An 18,054-nucleotide genomic window follows, 5' to 3' on the forward strand; every position below is an offset into this window, starting at 1 on the left:
GGGTCACCTCGCCACTCTCCGCCGTCCACCGGCGCGTCCGAGCAGAGGACGGAACGCGGCTACGATCGCAGCCGCAAATTCGGGATCGTTGATGTTGCGCTTGACGCGAATGAGCTGGCGGTTGCCGGTCTGGCGCACGGTGCGCTCCAATGCGCGGAACAATGCCGCATCGGCATCGGGGTCCCAGAACGGTTGACCTGCCGCATCGAGCGCGGAGATGCCGCCCTCGGGCAGGAAGAAGCGCACAGGACCGTCCATCTGGTTCAGCCGTTCGCCGATCCAGCGGCCCATGCGCTCGTTCTCTTCCACTGTCGTCCGCATCAAGGTGACCTGCGGGTTGTGGACGTGGAATTTGCGCTGGCGGTAGCGCTCAGGGATGGTGTCGTGCGCGCCGAAATTGACCATGTCGAGTGCGCCGACGGAGCCGATATAGGGCACGCGGCTGCGGATGATCGCGCCGAAACGATCGTCGGTGGCCGGGAAGACACCGCCCATCAGGAGATCGCAGACCTCAGTAGTCGTTAGATCGATGACGGCGGCGAGCTGGCCGGAATCGACGAGCTTCTCCATCGAGCGGCCCCCGACGCCGGTGGCGTGGAACACCAGGCACTCGAAATCGTCCTTCAACTCGGCCGCGATCTTCTGCACCGCAGGCGTGGTCACGCCGAACATGGTGATGCCGACGGCGGGAAGGCTGCTGCCGGTCTCGCGCTGGCGGGCGCCGCGCTCGTCGAGACGTGCTTTCACCATGCCGACCAGCGCATTGGCGCCGTTGGAGAGCACCGTGCGCGAGATCGAGTTGAGACCTTGGACGTCGGTTACCGAATACATCATCATGATGTCGGCCGGGCCGACATAGGGACCGACGTCGCCCGAGGCGACGGAGGAGATGATGATCTTGGGCACGCCGATGGGCAGGGTGCGCATCGCGGGCGCGACCAACGAGGCGCCGCCGGAGCCGCCGGCCGAGATGATGCCGGCAACATTGCCCTGGCGGCGCAGCCATTTCGCGAAGGCATCCGCCATTGCACTGACCGAAGCGCCGCGATCGGCGCCAAACACGCCCGATCCGCCGCGGCCATGGTTCAGCGCGATCTCCTGGGCCGAGACATCGCAGGTCGTCTGCTTGCCGCTGGTGGAAACGTCGACCAATCTGCTGCGCAGCCCGCTCGCCGCGACGATGTCGCGGATGAAACGCAGCTCCGGTCCCTTGGTGTCAAGCGTGCCGACTACCAGTACTACCGGCGGGCCGGCGGTTTGTGCGGCAGCGGGTTCACGCCGCTGCCGCGTGCCCTCTTCAAGCCGCGTGACGCCAGCCGAATGCGTTCGCGCGACCGCCTCGATGCGGGCGATCGAAACCGGCTGCGACCAGCGCGTCGGCGGCGTGGGGTTCGAGATGTAGATGCGGACCGGGCCTTTGGCACGCGCGGGCTGCGGCGTGGCATCCGGCTCCGGCTTTGCGGGGCCGGCGTCGACATCGGCTGCAATATCGCCGTGCTGCCCGACGCCGAGCAGGCGCTGCTGCAACTCGCGGTCGGCAGCCAGCCGTACGGAATCGATGATGCGGTTGATGCGGCCGTTGACCATGATGGCGACATTCTTGGAAACCGCCGTTGCCACGCCGATGTTCTGCTCGATCACGAGCACCGACATGTCGCCGTCTTCGCCGAGGCGGACCAGCATCTCCTCGACCTGCGCGACGATCACCGGCGCCAGACCCTCGGTCGGCTCGTCCATGATCAACAGGTGCGGGTTGGTCAAAAGCGCGCGCGAAATCGCGAGCATCTGCTGCTCGCCGCCCGAAAGCTGGCTGCCGCCATGCTCCTTGCGCTCGGCAAGGCGCGGGAAGGTGTCGTAAATCCGCTCGACCGTCCACGGGCCGCGGCGCATCCCGCCGGCGAGCTGCAAATGCTCGTCGACGCTGAGCGAGCGCCACAGGCGCCTGCCTTGCGGGACGTAGCCGACGCCGAGCCGCGCGATCCGGGCCGGGCTCATATGCGTGACGTCCTCGCCGCGAACGCGCACCGAGCCGCCGCTGGCCCGCACCAGGCCCATGATGGTCTTGCACAGCGTGGTCTTGCCCATGCCGTTGCGGCCGACCACCGAGAACACGCCGGAATCGAGCGTGAGGTCGACGCCCTGCAGTGCGTGCGAATGGCCGTAATAGACGTCGAGGCCTCTAACCTCCAAAGCGGGCGCGGCGCGGCGGATATCAGCCATGTCCGCCTCCGAGATAGAGCTCCTGCACTTCAGGATCGGATTCGATCTCGCGCGGCAGGCCCTCCTTGAAGACGCGGCCGTTGTGCATCATCGTGACGCTCTCGACGACGCGCAGCGCGACGTCCATGTCGTGCTCGATGATGATGTAGCCGATATGCGCAGGCAACGAGGTCAGGATCTCGATCAGCTCGAGCCGTTCCGCCGGCGACAGGCCTGCCGCCGGCTCGTCGAACAGGATGAAGCGCGGCGCGCCGGCGAGCGCGAGCGCGATCTCGAGCTGGCGCTGCTGACCGTGGGCGAGCTCGGCGACGCGCTGGTCCTTCACGGCGGTCAGGTGAACGGCCTGCACCAGCGCTTCGGTCGCGTGCATCAACGCGTCGTTCGCGCCGGGACGCAGGAAGGAGAAGCGTCCGCGCGAGACGCCGCGGCAGGCGAGATAGACATTGTCCTGCACGGTGAGGCCGGGGAACAGCGCCGATATCTGGTAGGTGCGGCGCAGGCCGCGGCGGATCCGTTCATAGGGCGGGAAGCGCGTGACGTCCTCGCCGAAGAAGCGGATGGTGCCGGACGAGGGCGGGAAATCGCCGGTGATGCAGTTGAACAGCGTGGTCTTGCCGGCGCCGTTCGAGCCGAGCACCGCGCGCCGCTCGCCCGGCCGCACCGTCATCGTCACGTCGGTCAGCGCGGCGAGTGCGCCGAACAACCGCGTTACGCCGCGCAGTTCCAGCGCGGCGCCGGCGCCGACTGCGGAGAGGCGGTGGGCGACGCTATCCATGGCCGCGCCCCGTGGTGGAACTTGAGGCGCGTCCTTGGCGTCGGCGCCAGCGCTCCCAAAGGCCGATCACACCATCCGACGACCAGAACACGATGGCCAGGAAGCCGAGTCCGATCAGGAGCCGGAAGCGGTTGCCGTCGAGCCCGAACTTGATCAGGACGTCGAGCGCGAAGGTGCGCAGGATCACGAAGATCAAGGCGCCGATGAAGGGGCCGACTGGCCGCGTGATGCCGCCGACCACGGCGATGATCAGGATGTCGATGCAGCGCTCGACGCCGACCGAGCCGGGCGAGATCTGCCGGTAGTTCCAGACCTGAAGCACGCCGCCGAGACCGGCAATGAAGGACGCGAACGCATAGGCGGCGACGCGGTGGGCGTTGACGTTGAAGCCGAGCGCCGCCATGCGGCGGGCATTGTCGCGAACGCCCTGCAGCGCAAGGCCGAATGGGGTGCGCGAGACGTATTGAACCGCGAAATAGCAGAGCGCGGCGACGCCGAGGATCAGGTAGTAGAAGGGAATGTCGGAGCGCCAGTCGACGCCCCAGAACTGCGGCGTGGCGACCGTGTTGATGCCGGTATGGCCGTTGAAGATGGCCCAGTTCTGGTTGGTGAAATAATAGAAGGCCGCGCCGATCGCGAGCGTGATCATGATGGTGTAGATGCCCTCGGTACGGACCGCGAGCGCGCCGCCGAGCGTGCCGAAGATCGTCGCGAGCACGAGTGCTATCGGCGTCGCCAGCCACCACGGCCAACCGAGGCTGATATTGGCGTTGCCGCTGACGCCGAACACCGCGACCATGTAGCCGGCGAAGCCCGCAATGGTGAGCTGCATCAGGCTGACCATGCCGCCATAGCCGGCGAGGAACATCAGGCTGAGCGCGATGATCCCGAGGATCAGCGTCGTGCCGAAGATCTCGATCAGGAAGAAGCCGTTGGCGATCAGCGGCATGATCACGAGGATCAGGGCGACCAGCCACGCGGCCGGATTGTTGAGCTCGGGCCACGCGCGGAACTTCGGGCGCTCTACCGCAGTCGCTGTTGCATGAAGCTGCGTCAACGACATGTCATCGCCTCGCGAGCAGGCCCTGCGGCCGCACCGCCAGGACCAGGACCATGATCAGGAAAGTCACGACGATGGCGTAGGTCGGGATGTAGACGGAGCCGAGCTGCTCGGCGAGGCCGATGATGATGGCGCCGAGCGCAGCGCCCGGGATCGACCCCATGCCGCCGACGATCACGACCACGAGTGAGGCGAGCAGGAAGCGCGTATCCTCACCCGGCGAGATCGACTGGAAGGTGCCGCCGACCACGCCGGCGATGCCGGCAAGCCCGGCGCCGAGCGCGAACACCAGCACGAACACGGCCTGGATCTGCACGCCGGTCGCGGCCAGGATATCGCGATCATCGACGCCCGCGCGCACGATCATGCCGATCCGCGTGCGGTTCAGCGCGAGCCACATCGCAACTCCGATCACGACGGAGGCGGCGAAGATCGCGAGCCGCACCATCGGATATTGCAGATAGACCGGCTCGCCGGAGGATTTGACCGCGGTGATGAAGGGTAGCTGCACCGGGCCGACCAGCCAGCTCGGCGTCTGGATCTGATAGAAGTCCCCGCCGAACACCCACAGCATCAAATCGGCGAACACGATCGCAAGCCCGATCGTCACCATCGTCTGCCGTAGGTCCTGGCCCTCCATGCGGCGGAACACCAGGATCTGCAGCAGCACGCCGACGAGACCGACCGCGATGAAGGCGACTACGAAGCTCAGGATCCAGGAACCGGTCCAGGCGCTGATGGCGTATCCGACATAGCCGCCGAACAGATAGAGCGAGCCATGCGCCAGGTTGACGTTGCGCATCAAGCCGAAGATCAGCGTGAAGCCGCTGGCCACCAGGAAATACAGGCCGCCGAGCGTGATGCCGTTGAAGACGGCGTTGAGGAAGACGCGCTTGCGGCCGATCGCCTGCTCCAGGCCCGGCGGCCAGACCGCGAAGACCAGCCACAGCAGGAGCGCGATCGCGATGATCGCGATCAGCGCCCATGCCGGATGGCGTTCGATGAACCGTGCCATCGACGTGCGTTCCCTCAAGGCCTCGCGATCGTCTTTGCGGATCGCGTTATTCGTATCCTAACGGAGGCCGAGGCGGCGGATTTGACCGGGAGTATCTTTTATCAGGGACGCAGCACCTTGGCGGCGCGGCGGTAGTCGGTTGGGGCCATGCCGACATTGGCGGCGAAGAAGCGGGTGAAGCCGCTTTGCGAGGAGAAGCCGAGATCGTAGCCGATATCGGCGATCGGCGCCTCGGTGTCGACCAGCGCGTCCAGCGCCTGCTCCATGACCAGTGTGTTGCGATAGAGATGCGGCGTGACGCCGGTCTGGGTGCGGAACAGCCGATAGAAGTGAGGCCGCGACAGGCCGGAGGCGCGGGCGATCGAATCCAGCTCGATCTCGGCGCCGGGGCTTTCGGACAGCAGCTTGACGGATTTGCGGATGCGAAAATCGGTGATCGCGGCGGCGGTGCGAATTTCCTGACAGGTTTCGGTTTGCCGCCAGCTTTCCTCGTAGCTGAGATCGATCAGGCGCCGCAATTCGCCATCGAGGCTCTTGAGCGAAGGTGCGCCGCACACAAGCGCCGCGGTGTGCCGGATCAGCCGGTCGAGTATGTCGCTGCGCTTGAAATGGGTGCGGCCGAAGCGAAGGCCTTGCGCACAGGACACGTCAGGCGCGAACCATTCGGCGTTGACGTAGAGCACGAAGAAGATCGCGCCCCGTTCCATGTCCGTCGGCAGGAAGTTGTGCGGCTCCCACGGGTTGACCGCGACGACGGAATCCTCGGTCAGGAGCCGGCGCTGATCGCAGACGTCGATCTGCGCCGGCGTGCCACCGACATGGAAAATCAGATGTCCCTCGCGGTGCGCATGCACGTTGAAGGGACGGTTCAACTGATAGACCGTCGCGCGACCGAACCGGCCGTGGAAGACGGCAAGCGCTTTGCTCATGCCCTCCCTCCCGCGGGATGTTCTCATCTTTTTCAACTAGCGTTCAACATCCGGGAAAAGAACGCAAGCGTGTCAACGCCGCGCGCCCGTCAGCCAACGGTCGGTTCGCACCCGCAAAAATTAGGTCAGTACTTCTTGCATTCCGGGATAGTGCGGCTCGGCAAGCCGATCTTGGCGAACACCGCCGGATCGTAGCCGAGCGTCTGGTTCACGTTCGGAATCACCTTCACGACCTTGCTGAACAGGGCGCCCTTGCCGTCGTCCACCACCTCGGTCACGAAATTGGTGCCGATCGCCTGGCGGTTGGAATCGAGCTTGATCTTGCCGTTGGGCGCGTCGAGCTCGATCTTGGCCAGCGCTTCCTTGAGCTTCGCCTGGTTGTTGCTGAGGTCGCCATTAACCTGACGCAGCGCCAGGATCAGCGCCATGGTCGAGCCGTAATAATTGGTGGCGAGCAGCGAGGGGCTCGGGAAGCGTTTGTTCGGCGGGAAAGAGTCCTGATAGGCCTTCACGAATTTCTGCCAGCCGGGATCCTCCCAGGTGTCGGCCTGGCCGCTCGCGGCGATGGTGCCGATCAGCGCGTTCTTGGCGCTGCCCTTGGACGACAGGATGGTCTGGTCGATCATGATCGAGCCGCCCATCAGATGCGCCTTGCCGCCGGCCTGCTGATACTGGTTGAGGAAGTTGACGGCATCAGCGCCGCCGAGGCCGAGATAGATCGCATCGACATCGTCCGGCAGGGCGGCGATCACGGAGGCGAAGTCCTTGGTGCCGAGCGGCACCCATTGCCGGTTCGTGACCTGTCCGCCGGCGCCGCAGAATTCAAGCACGAGGCCGAACACCTGCGTGTAGATGAAGGAATAGTCCTCGCCGACGGTCGCGATCTTGCGATAGCCCTTGCTATCATAGGCATATTTGCCGAGACCGGTCTGCCACTGCGCGCCGTCCATGTTGTAGCGGAAGAAATTCGGAGCAGGGTCGACATAGGTCGTCTCCTGCGCACCGGAAGCGGCGTTGATAAAGGTCAGCTCGGGGCGCGACTTGGCGAAGTTCTTCACCGCGATGCCTTCGTCGCCGGAAAGTGGCGAGAGCAGGATCTGCACCTTGTCCTGCTCGATCAGCTTGCGCACGGCGCGCACCGCGGAATCGGGCGTCGCATCCGTCGAGGCGATGACGAATTCGAGCTCCTTGTCGCCGACCTTCTTGCCGAGCGTATTGAGCGCGGTCTGGAAACCGCGGATGCCGTCCTCGCCGAGCACGGTGTAGGTGCCTTCGAGGGTTGCGGTAACGCCAACCTTGATCTTCTCCTGCGCGACTGCGGCGCCTGAAAGCAACAGGCTGCCTAGCGCGATCAGTCCCACACTGCCTTTCAACATTGCTGTCCTCCTCCCATTTTGCAGCGTCTTGCATGCGGCCCGCGCGTTTGCGCTGGCTGCGACGTCTGGTTGTTGGGCGAAGGCTAACCGATGGCGGATGCAGCGCGGACGTCTCCGCGCCGCGCGGCTTGACGGGCAGTCTCATTTTGCATGCTGCGCCGCAATGATATCTGGCGTGGGATTGTGGTGCGGAGAGGGTCAGTCGACGCGGATGCGTAGATCTGACGCAGGGACGGCGGACATAAAGAGGGCGGCGTTTCGGATTGAAACGCCGCCCTCTTTCTTGCTGATGGCTTGCGACAGCCTTCAGGATCTCAACGACCTGCGAGGTCGAAGCGATCGAGGTTCATGACCTTGGTCCAGGCCGCCACGAAGTCCTTCACGAACTTCTCCTTCGAGTCCGCGCAGGCATAGATTTCGCCGAACGCGCGGAGCTGCGAGTGCGAACCGAAGATCAGGTCGACGCGGGTACCGGTCCACTTGAGCTCGTTCGACTTGCGGTCGCGTCCCTCGTAGACGCCATCCCCCTTGTCGCTCCACTGCGTACGCATGTCGAGCAGGTTCAGGAAGAAGTCGTTCGTCAGCTTGCCGGGCTTGTCGGTCAAGACGCCGTGCTTCGACTGGCCGACATTGGCGCCGAGGACGCGCAGTCCGCCGACGAGAGCCGTCATCTCCGGCCCGGAGAGCCGCAGCAGTTGAGCCCGATCCACCAAGGCTTCCTCAGGCAGCATGAACTGATGCCTTTTGCCAATGTAGTTGCGGAAGCCGTCGGCCCGCGGTTCGAGCGGAGCGAAGGAGGCCACGTCGGTCTGCTCCTGCGACGCATCCGTGCGTCCCGGCGCGAAGGGGACCTTCACGTCGGTGCCGCCGTCCTTCGCAGCCTTCTCTACCGCGGCGCTGCCGGCGAGCACGATCAGATCAGCGAGCGAGACCTTCTTGCCGCCCTTTTGCGATCCGTTGAACTCGCTCTGGATGGCTTCGAGCTTCTGCAGCACGGTCTTGAGCTGCGCCGGTTCGTTCACCTCCCAGTCCTTCTGCGGGCTCAGCCGGATGCGAGCGCCGTTCGCACCGCCGCGCTTGTCCGAGCCGCGGAAGGTGGACGCTGACGCCCAGGCGGTCGACACCAGCTGCGACACCGACAGACCTGAGGCGAGGACCTTCGCCTTCAGCGCTTCGATGTCCTTGTCGTCGATCAGCGGATGATCGACGGCCGGGACCGGGTCCTGCCAGATCAGCGTCTCCTTCGGCACGAGCGGGCCGAGGTAGCGCGCGATCGGACCCATGTCGCGGTGCGTGAGCTTGAACCACGCGCGGGCAAATGCGTCCGCGAACTGATCCGGATGCTCGTAGAAGCGGCGCGAGATCTTCTCGTAGGCCGGATCGAGCCGCAGCGAGAGATCGGTGGTCAGCATGGTCGGCAGGCGCTTCTTCGACTTGTCGAAGGGATCCGGAATTGTCGCCTCGGCTCCCTTTGCCTGCCACTGCCAGGCACCGGCCGGGCTCTTCACCAGTTCCCATTCATATTTGAACAGGTTCTCGAAGAAATAGTTGCTCCACTGGACCGGGGTCTGGGTCCAGATCACCTCGGGGCCGCCGGTGATCGCATCAGCGCCGATACCGGTGCCGAATTTGCTCTTCCATCCGAGGCCCTGATCCTCCAGCGCACCACTTTCCGGCTCCGAACCGACGAGGGACGGATCGCCGGCGCCGTGGGTCTTTCCGAACGTGTGGCCGCCGGCGATCAGCGCGACGGTCTCCTCGTCGTTCATCGCCATGCGGAAGAACGTCTCGCGGATGTCGTGCGCCGCGGCGACCGGGTCTGGCTTGCCGTTCGGTCCTTCCGGATTGACGTAGATGAGGCCCATCTGCACGGCGCCGAGCGGCTCGGCAAGCTGGCGTTCGCCGCTGTAGCGTTCGTCGCCCAGCCAGGTGCCCTCAGGACCCCAATACAGTTCTTCGGGCTCCCAGACATCAGCGCGACCGCCGGCAAAGCCGAAGGTCTTGAAGCCCATCGACTCGAGGGCGACGTTGCCGGCCAGGATCATCAGGTCGGCCCAGGAGATCTTGCGGCCGTACTTCTGCTTGACCGGCCAGAGCAGCCGGCGCGCCTTGTCGAGGTTCGCGTTGTCAGGCCAACTGTTGAGCGGCGCGAAGCGCTGCTGGCCGGCGCCGGCGCCACCGCGACCGTCGGTGATGCGATAGGTGCCGGCGCTATGCCACGCCATGCGGATCATCAGGCCGCCATAGTGGCCGAAGTCAGCCGGCCACCACTCCTGCGAGTCCGTCATCACGGCACGCAGGTCCTTGATGACCGCGTTCAGGTCGAGCGTCTTGAATTCCTTGGCGTAGTTGAAGTCCTTGTCCATCGGATCGGACAGGCTGGAATTCCGATGCAGGACATCAATGTTCAAATGTTTTGGCCACCAGTCACGGTTTGTAAATCCGTGTCTTTCACCCGCGACCGGGCATTTTGTTTTGTCGTCCATGATTGCCTCCTGCGGCAGTTTCTGGTGGGGGTCTGGAATCAGTCTAAACAACCGTTATCATCAGGTGAAATTGACTTTAGTGATTGTTGCGATAAGATATTCTGATGATCCAGTTTACCCTGCGACAGCTTCGCTATTTTGACGCGCTGGCGCGTCATGGCCATTTCGGACGTGCAGCCGAGGCATGCGCCATCACGCAGCCGGCGCTGTCGATGCAGATCAAGGAACTGGAAGAAGCGGTCGGCGGCGTGCTGCTCGAGCGCAGCGCCCGGCAGGTCGTGCTGACGAAGTTCGGCGAAGAACTCGCCCAGCGCGTCCGCGAAATCCTGCGCTCGGTCGATGAACTCGGGGACTTTGCGCGTGCGTCGCGGGACCAGCTCGTCGGCCGGCTGCGCATCGGCATGATCCCGACGATTGCGCCCTATCTGCTGCCCAAGGTGATCGCCAATCTCACGCAGATGCATCCCGAACTCGACATTCACGTTCGCGAGACGGTGACGCCGAAGCTGATCAAGGAACTGGCGGAAGGCCGGCTCGACACGGCCATTGTCGCCCTCCCGGTGTCCGAGCCCTCGCTGACCGAGGTCGCGCTGTTCACGGAAAATTTCCTGCTGGTGCGGCCGGGCGAGGACGAGGGCACGCCGGTGCCTAGCAGCGAAGCGCTGCGCGAGATGAAGCTTCTCCTGCTGGAGGAGGGACATTGCTTTCGCGAACAGGCGCTATCGTTCTGCAACATGCAGTCATCGCCGCCGCGGGAGGTGCTGGAAGCAAGCTCGCTGTCCACGCTCGTTCAGATGGTCGGCGCCGGCATCGGCGTCACCCTGATCCCGGAAATGGCTGTGGGGGTGGAGACGCGCTCGGCATCGGTCTCCGTCGCCCGCTTCAAGGACCCGCAACCGTCGCGAACCATCGGCATGGTCTGGCGCAAGACCAGCCCTCTGGCGAGGCAGCTTATGCAGATTTCCGAAGTGGTTTGTCTGTCAGCCGAGGCGTTGCGCGAGCAGCGCGCTCCAAAGTCGTCATCACGATCACGCCATCGCCGGGCCTGACCGGCGTCGACCGCCCTGGCGGGCGGTATCTCCAAGTTGGATTCCAAGCGCCTCGAAGCATGATTCCGAAAAGATCATGCTCAAACAAAGAAACGACAGGAGATCGATACGATGGCCGGACAGTGGATCGACATCGCCGCAACGGATGGCGGCAGCTTCAAGGGATACCTCTCTGTGCCCGCCTCGGGCTCCGGTCCCGGCATCCTGCTCCTGCAGGAAATCTTCGGCGTCAACGCCTCGATGCGCGCGGTGGCGGACTACTATGCTGAGGAAGGCTACGTCGTGCTCGCGCCAGATCTGTTCTGGCGCATGGAGCCGGGCGTCGAGCTCGGCTACAGCGACGCGGATTTCGGCAAGGCGATGGGCTACTACCGGCGTTTCGATGTCGACCGGTCGATCAAGGATGCGGCCGATGCGCTGAAAGTCCTGCGCGCGCGTCCTGAATGCAAGGGCGGGGTCGGCGCGCTCGGCTTCTGCCTGGGCGGCAAGCTCGCTTATCTCGTTGCCGCGCGCACCGATGTCGACTGTGCCGTCAGCTATTACGGAGTCGGCATCGAGGCCGATCTCGGCGAGGCCGGCAACGTCAAGGGGCCGATGGTCTTTCATTTTGCAGAGCTCGACCGCTTTGCGCCGGCGGAAGCGCGCGAACAGATCAAGGCGGCATTTGCTGGACGTCCCGACGTCGAATTCTATCTCTATCCCGGTTGCGATCACGCGTTCGCTGCGCCGGAGCGGGCGAGCTTCAACAAGCCTGCATCGCTGATGGCGCATACGCGTTCGATCGCGCTGTTCCGGAAGGTGCTGGGTCCTCGGTACGATCTCTCCGCCTTGTGGGACAAGCATACCGAGCTCGAATTCGCGACGCGCTCGGCCGAAGAGACCATGAAGACCATGGTCGCCGAGCCCTATGTCAACCACATCCCGACCATGACCGGCGGCGTCGGCTATCGCGACCTGCTGCGCTTCTACAAGAACCACTTCATCCCGAAGACGCCGCAGGACACCAAATTGGTGCCGATCTCGCGCACCATCGGTGCCGACCGCGTCGTGGACGAGATGCTGTTCTGCTTCACCCACGACATCGAGATCGACTGGATGCTGCCCGGCATCCCGCCGACGGGCAAGTATGTGGAGATCCCGCTGGTCGCGATCGTCCGCTTCCGCGGCGACAAGCTCTACAATGAGCATATCTATTGGGACCAGGCCTCGGTGCTGGTGCAGATCGGCTTGCTCGATCCTGCGAAGCTTCCGGTGGCGGGCGTCGAGACCGCGAAGAAGCTGGTCGACGAGTCCTTGCCGTCGAACACGTTGATGGCGCGCTGGGCAGAGAGCGCTCCGAAATAATCAACTGGTCGACGACACTCTAGCCGCTGTCGCGCAGCACCAGTTCGAAGCCCAGATCGATTCGGCGTTGGCCGCCGCGCTCGAGCGTCAGTGTTGCGGCGGTGCGGCCGATCGCATCGCCATGGACGCTGATGGTGCTGAGACTTGGCGAGATCAGCCGTCCCATCTCGAGATCGCCGAGGCCGACGACCGCGACCGGCTGTGCCGCGGCCGGGCCGTCGCGCAGCAGCCCGGCCTTGCGCAAGCCTGCCATGAAGCCGATGGCATGGGCGTCGTTGGCCGCGAACACGGCATCGACGCCGGGCAGATTTGCATGCGCAGCCACGCTGCCGGACGCGTTGCGTTCGAGGATCAGCCGCCGCGGCTGGTGTAACCCGCACGCCAGCGCGTGGTCCTGGAAGCCGAGCCACCGCCGTGTGCCGCGCGGGTCGTCGCCGCCGATGAAGGCGAGATGCTGACGGCCCTGCGCGATGAAGTGACGCGCAACCGCAGCGCCGGCCTCGTAATTGTCGAAGCCGGCAACGGCATCGATCGGATCGATCGGCAGCTCCCAGGTTTCGACGATCGGAATCCGGGCGTGACGCAGCAGGCGCTTGCCGTCCTCGGTCGCGGGCGAGCCGACCATGATGATCGCTTCCGGCCGCCGCGACAGCAGTGCCGCCAGCATGCGATCCTCGCGCGCAGCGTCGTAGCGCGACTGCGCAAGGATCACGGAATAGCCGAGCGGCTCGAGCTTGTCGGAGAGGCCCTGGACGGTGTCGGCAAAGATCGAGTTCGCGATCGTCGGCACCAGGACGCCGACTGAATTGGTCTTCGCGCTCGCAAGCGCGCCCGCGACCAGGTTGGGCACATAGCCCAGTTCCCGCATCGCCTTCTCGACCCTGGCGCGGGTCTCCGGCGCGACCAGATCCGGCAGCCGGACCACGCGACTTACCGTGATCGATGAAACGCCCGCGCGTTTGGCCACCGCCGACAGCGTCGGGGCGACCTCGTCGGAGCTGGTTTCGGTCTCAGTCAATTCGGAACCCATGGTGGCGGTGAATCTGCACGATTCCAGATTGCGCATCCATAGTGACAGCGCTAGCATTGCGAATGACAGCGCTAACATATGGCGATGATAGCGCTAGCATAACAAAAGGAGGAACCGCCGTATGATTTCAGACGAAGTGGTCCAGGCCTACCGACGCGACGGAGTGATCGTCGTCCCCGAGGTGCTCAACAAGGATACGCTGGCGCAGGTCCGCACCGTGCTGGCCGAACTGGTTGCCGGCGCGGCCAGTGTGACCGAGCATACCGACGTCTATGACCTCGAACCCGGCCACACCCAGGAGAACCCGCGAGTCCGCCGCATCAAGGCGCCGCACAAGGTGCATCCGATCTTCGATCAGATCGTCCGCAGCGAGCCGGTCATCTCTATCCTCACCAAGCTGATCGGACCCGGTCTGCGCCTGCATGGCTCCAAGCTCAACATGAAGTCCGCGCAGTACGGCTCGCCGGTCGAGTGGCATCAGGACTGGGCGTTCTATCCCCACACCAATGACGACATCCTTGCGATCGGCGTGCTGCTTGACGACTGCGATCTGGAGAACGGCCCCATGATGGTGACGCCCGGGTCGCATGTCGGCGGCACCATGTGGGATCACCATGGCGAGGACGGCTGCTTCGCCGGCCTGATCGATCCGGACCTGATTCAGGACGACATCAAACGGGCCGTGCCCTGCATGGGCAAGGCGGGCAGCATGTCGTTCCATCACGTGCGCGCGCTGCACGGCTCGGCGACCAACACCTCGAACCGCCCGCGCAACCTTCTGCTTTATGAAGTTGCGGCAAGCGATGCCTGGCCGCTGGCAGGCGTGAAGGATTTTGCGGAGTTCGACAGCCGCCTGCTTGCCGGCGGCTCGGTGATCGCGCCGCGGATAACCAGTGTTCCAGTGCGCATGCCGCTGCCGCCGCCCAAGCGCCAAGGCTCGATCTACGAAACGCAGTCCGCGTCGAAGAAGACCTACTTCACGCGCGCCGCCTGACAGAATTCCGACGAAGCCCGCGGGGAGCAACACCCGCGGGCTTCGCGCTTGCGACGATCAAAAAACAAATCAACAGGGATGGAAACCAATGACCGAGCTCAAGGCCGGCGGCACCGGCCAATCGCGTTTACGTGTGATCCTTGCTGCGAGCGTCGGCTCCGCGCTCGAATGGTATGACTTCTTCCTCTATGGCACCGCGGCTGCGCTGGTATTCGGCGAGCTGTTCTTTCCCAAGAGCGATCCCGTCGTCGGAACGCTGCTGGCGTTCCTGACCTTCGGCGTCGGCTTCGTGGTGCGTCCGTTGGGCGGTATCATTTTCGGCATCATGGGCGATCGCTACGGCCGCAAGCCGGTGCTGGTCGCCACGCTGCTGATGATCGGCGTCGGTACCACCGCGATCGGCCTGCTGCCGACCTACAATCAGATCGGGATCTGGGCACCTCTGCTTCTGGTCGCCATGCGCGTGGTCCAGGGCCTTGGCGCCGGCGCCGAATATGGCGGTGCGGTGATCTATCTCGTGGAGAATGCGCCGCGCAGGCATCGTGGCTTCTGGGGCGGCTTCGCGCCGCTTGGCGTGTCGGTCGGCAATCTGCTTGCGGCCGGCGCCTTTGCGCTTGTGACCATGCTGCCGCGCGAGGAGATGCTGAGCTGGGGCTGGCGGCTGCCGTTCCTGGCGAGCTTCCTGTTGATCCTGGTCGGCATCTTCGTGCGCCTGCGCGTGACGGAGACGCCTGTCTATACCGAGGCCGTCGTCGCCCGCGGCAAGGTCGAGCGCAATCCGGCGATGGAGGCGCTGCGCCGGCATCCGCGCAACTTCCTGGTCGTGCTCGGCGCGCGGATGGCCGAGAACGGGCTCGGCTATTTCTTCCCGGTGTTCGGGCTCAGCTACGTCATCACCACGGTGGGCGTACCGAAATCGGAGGCGCTGAGCGCGCTGATGCTCGCGTTCACCATCGAGCTGTTCGCGATCCTCGGTTTCGCGGCGCTGTCGGATCGCATCGGGCGGCGACCGGTCTATCTGTTTGGTGCGCTCGCGGGCGTAGCGCTGGCTTTCCCGTTCTTCTGGATGGTCGGCACCAAAGAATGGATCTGGATCGCGGTGGCCTTCATCCTGGCCCGGGCCGTGGTGACGGCCGCGATGTTCGGACCGCAAGCGGCGTATTTCGCCGAGCTGTTCCCGCCGCAGCGGCGCTTTGCGGGGTTCGCGTTTGCGCGCGAGCTCGGCTCGCTGCTCGCGGGTGGGCCGGCGCCGTTCGTCGCAACGGCGCTGGTCGCCGCTTACGGCAGTTGGTGGCCGGTCGCGTGCTACGCGGTGTTCCTGTCGCTATGTACGGTGATCGCGGTGTGGATCGGGCCCGAGACCTATCGGGAGGATATCACCGCCGACGAGCCCGCCATGCAGCACGACTTGCCCGCGGCGATGCCGCAACGAGCCTGAGGGCGGCGCAGCCACTCCGCGTCCAGTCGTCGCTCCGGTTCGGAGTCCATGCTGCTTCCCACCTCTCCTTGAAACGGGGAGGTCGGTTTGCGCTCAAGTGCAAACAGGGTGGGGATCATCTCTCACCACGAGCGTCTGCGCCCGTGGCTTGACCCCCATTCCTTCATGTCGACCCGCGCTCTCGCGCCTTCGGTTGCACCTGTCATGGATCTCTCCCTGATGTTGGTCGTCGGTTGGCGTGCACGCGGCGCGCGCACGTTCATCTGATATCGATTGCCGCAGCGACCTGGGCGCGGTTCGGACCTCCGCAGCCTTTGTCGACCGGATCTCCGGCGCCTCGTAGCTTTCCCCTGGAACCGCCGTGATGGCAACGCCACCGAGATGGGGCCTCTCGGTTCCCTCTCACGCACTTTCACGATCTTTTTATTCCCGCTTCATGACAGATCGGATGCGGATCCGGGCAGGCGCACTACTTCAGATGATATCCGTCATTTAAGAGGAGATTGCCCAGGTCTGGGCTTTGAGCAGCTATGGGTGAAGTCGTTCGATTTGTTCCAAAGTCTGAACTCGAGCGCGCTCGGCTTATTCGAGAAGCGCGCGCGATCTACGACTCCATTTTCCCGCCATCCGATGAGGCCAGCTCACAACGGGACGACGAAACGCCGCAGCGCCGGTGATTTTGCCCTTCAAGACGGGCGCTGCTCGCGCGTGCGCTGGGCGCTCGGGCAACAGCAATCTGAGTCTGCCCTGACGCCGGCCGCGGTCCGCGTGCTTACGTTTCATGTTATCTTGCGGCCAGCCGCCGCGGGCCCTGTACCGGGAATTTCCGCGGCACCTTTCTCCTCCTAGATCATCCCCGTCGCCATTGTGATGATGTCCGCGCTCCCTCGGATCGCGCGGAGAAAAATACCCATTGAGTTCGCTCGACCACCAATCGCCGCCGATCCCTCTTGAGTTCGGTCGGGAAGTGAGTGTAAACGTAACACCAAAATAGAACAGCGTTCTGTTCTGCAGAACAGCGGCTTGGAGGAAGACGGCGTGAACCCTGATGCGACATCGACCGACCGGCCATCTGTCGCGTTCGACAATCAGGTGGTCGAAGCGTTCAAGACCATTCCGGAATTGCTGTCTCGCGACGAGAAACTGATCGGTCGCGGTCGGTGGCTCGACGTGGAGTGTCTGCTCGGACCGACGGTGCAGCCGTTTCATGTGACCATCCGCAGCGGGCGTATCCTCGATATGACTCCCGCGCCGGTGCTGATGCGGTCCTGGCGCTTTGCCTATCGCGCGACGCCGGCTGCGTATCGCGCCTATTGGCAGGCGATGCCGCCGCCGGGCTGGCACGATCTATTGGCGCTCACCAAGCGCGGAGAGGCGACGCTGGAAGGCGACCTGCATCCCTTCATGTCGCATCTGCAGTACTTCAAGGATCTCCTGGCGCTGCCGCGTCGCAGTGGTTTCGGGGGTGCGTCATGAGTGGCTTTGTTGAATCGATCGTTGGGCGCTACGTCCATGTCGAGATCGATGGTGAGATCAACCGCATCTATTTCGAGGAGAATGGTAGCGGCATTCCCTTGGTTTGCCTGCACACCGCCGGCTCCGATGCGCGGCAATGGCGCCATTTGCTTGTTGACGAAGAGTTCACGAAGCAGTTCCGCATCATCGCGTTCGACATGCCCTGGCATGGCAAGTCGAATCCGCCGGACAGCCAGTATGACAACGAGTACCGGCTGACCACGGCGACCTACACCGCGACCATCCGCGCCTTTTGCGAAGCCTTGAAGCTCGATCGGCCGGTGGTGATGGGCTGCTCGATCGGCGGACGTATCGTCCTCAATCTCGCGATATCGCATGCCAGCGAGTTTCGCGCGCTGATCGGGCTCGAGGCCGCTGACTTCCAGCAGCCTTGGTACGACACGGCGTGGCTGAACCGGCCCGATGTCCATGGCGGCGAAGTTTGCGCTGCGCTGGTTTCGGGCCTGATCGCGCCGAATGGTCCGGCGACGGCGCGCGACGAGACCCTTTGGGGCTACAAGCAGGGCGGCCCCGGCATCTTCAAGGGCGATCTCTATTTCTACCGGGTCGACGGCGATCTGCGCGGCCGCGTTGGTCAGATCGATGTGCGTCAGTGTCCGCTCTATCTCTTGACCGGCGAGTATGATTTTTCCTGCACGCCGGAGGATACGCTACGCACGGCTGCGAGCATTCCCGGCGCCAAGGCCACGATCATGGAGCGGCTTGGCCATTTCCCGATGAGCGAGAATCCAGCGCAGTTCCGCGCCTCTATCGCTCCGGTGCTGCAAGAGATCCTGAGCGGGCAGAATACTTGAATTTGGTG

General features: G+C 64.2%; 14 protein-coding genes. 6 read left to right on the forward strand and 8 right to left on the reverse strand.

The features are described 5' to 3' along the window. Window positions 1-3 precede the first annotated feature (3 nt). The 7 genes from K288_RS0106845 to katG form a co-directional block, all read right to left on the reverse strand. A complete protein-coding gene (locus K288_RS0106845) occupies window positions 4-2,220 on the reverse strand; it encodes an ABC transporter permease (protein ID WP_027578857.1) in 2,217 nt (738 codons plus the stop codon). Continuing rightward, window positions 2,213-2,995, reverse strand: a complete 783-nt coding sequence (locus K288_RS0106850) for an ABC transporter ATP-binding protein (protein ID WP_027578858.1) — start codon at window positions 2,993-2,995, stop codon at window positions 2,213-2,215. Before K288_RS0106850 ends, K288_RS0106845 begins: the two co-directional genes overlap by 8 nt. Beyond that, window positions 2,988-4,058, reverse strand: a complete 1,071-nt coding sequence (locus K288_RS0106855) for a branched-chain amino acid ABC transporter permease (protein WP_027578859.1) — start codon at window positions 4,056-4,058, stop codon at window positions 2,988-2,990. Before K288_RS0106855 ends, K288_RS0106850 begins: the two co-directional genes overlap by 8 nt. Before the next feature lies 1 nt (window position 4,059). Beyond that, complete coding sequence (locus K288_RS0106860; RefSeq protein WP_027578860.1) at window positions 4,060-5,070, reverse strand: branched-chain amino acid ABC transporter permease; 1,011 nt, start codon at window positions 5,068-5,070, stop codon at window positions 4,060-4,062. A gap of 101 nt (window positions 5,071-5,171) precedes the next feature. Then, window positions 5,172-5,999, reverse strand: coding sequence for an AraC family transcriptional regulator (locus tag K288_RS0106865; protein WP_027578861.1), 828 nt, complete (start codon window positions 5,997-5,999; stop codon window positions 5,172-5,174). 125 nt (window positions 6,000-6,124) lie between these two features. Next, window positions 6,125-7,375, reverse strand: coding sequence for an ABC transporter substrate-binding protein (locus tag K288_RS0106870; RefSeq protein ID WP_027578862.1), 1,251 nt, complete (start codon window positions 7,373-7,375; stop codon window positions 6,125-6,127). A 314-nt stretch (window positions 7,376-7,689) separates the two neighbouring features. Next, window positions 7,690-9,861 carry a catalase/peroxidase HPI gene (katG, locus tag K288_RS0106875; RefSeq protein ID WP_027578863.1) on the reverse strand — a complete coding sequence of 724 codons (2,172 nt, stop codon included), beginning with the start codon at window positions 9,859-9,861 and terminating at the stop codon, window positions 7,690-7,692. A gap of 104 nt (window positions 9,862-9,965) precedes the next feature. Between katG and K288_RS0106880 the strand changes: the two genes are divergently transcribed. Both K288_RS0106880 and K288_RS0106885 read left to right on the forward strand, forming a co-directional pair. Beyond that, window positions 9,966-10,910, forward strand: coding sequence for a hydrogen peroxide-inducible genes activator (locus K288_RS0106880; protein WP_027578864.1), 945 nt, complete (start codon window positions 9,966-9,968; stop codon window positions 10,908-10,910). Between the two features lie 111 nt (window positions 10,911-11,021). Then, complete coding sequence (locus tag K288_RS0106885; RefSeq protein WP_027578865.1) at window positions 11,022-12,254, forward strand: dienelactone hydrolase family protein; 1,233 nt, start codon at window positions 11,022-11,024, stop codon at window positions 12,252-12,254. Between the two features lie 19 nt (window positions 12,255-12,273). On the opposite strand, the gene K288_RS0106890 is transcribed toward K288_RS0106885, so the two are convergent. After that, the gene (locus K288_RS0106890; protein ID WP_160168945.1) at window positions 12,274-13,272 is read right to left on the reverse strand and encodes a LacI family DNA-binding transcriptional regulator; all 999 of its coding nucleotides are present in this window, start codon (window positions 13,270-13,272) and stop codon (window positions 12,274-12,276) included. Window positions 13,273-13,405: 133 nt separating this feature from the next. On the opposite strand from K288_RS0106890, the gene K288_RS0106895 reads away from it, so the two are divergent. From K288_RS0106895 to K288_RS0106915, 4 genes are all read left to right on the forward strand, one after another. Then, window positions 13,406-14,278 (forward strand): phytanoyl-CoA dioxygenase family protein, encoded by an 873-nt coding sequence (locus K288_RS0106895; RefSeq protein WP_027578867.1) that lies wholly within the window; start codon window positions 13,406-13,408, stop codon window positions 14,276-14,278. Window positions 14,279-14,366: 88 nt separating this feature from the next. Beyond that, complete coding sequence (locus K288_RS0106900; protein WP_027578868.1) at window positions 14,367-15,716, forward strand: MFS transporter; 1,350 nt, start codon at window positions 14,367-14,369, stop codon at window positions 15,714-15,716. A 1,038-nt stretch (window positions 15,717-16,754) separates the two neighbouring features. Beyond that, the gene (locus K288_RS0106910) at window positions 16,755-17,192 is read left to right on the forward strand and encodes a hypothetical protein (protein ID WP_051334407.1); all 438 of its coding nucleotides are present in this window, start codon (window positions 16,755-16,757) and stop codon (window positions 17,190-17,192) included. Then, a complete protein-coding gene (locus K288_RS0106915; protein ID WP_027578870.1) occupies window positions 17,189-18,046 on the forward strand; it encodes an alpha/beta hydrolase in 858 nt (285 codons plus the stop codon). The genes K288_RS0106910 and K288_RS0106915 overlap by 4 nt, the downstream gene beginning before the upstream one ends. Window positions 18,047-18,054 lie beyond the last annotated feature (8 nt).

Source organism: Bradyrhizobium sp. Ai1a-2 (genome assembly GCF_000426245.1).
Classification (GTDB): Bacteria; Pseudomonadota; Alphaproteobacteria; order Rhizobiales; family Xanthobacteraceae; genus Bradyrhizobium.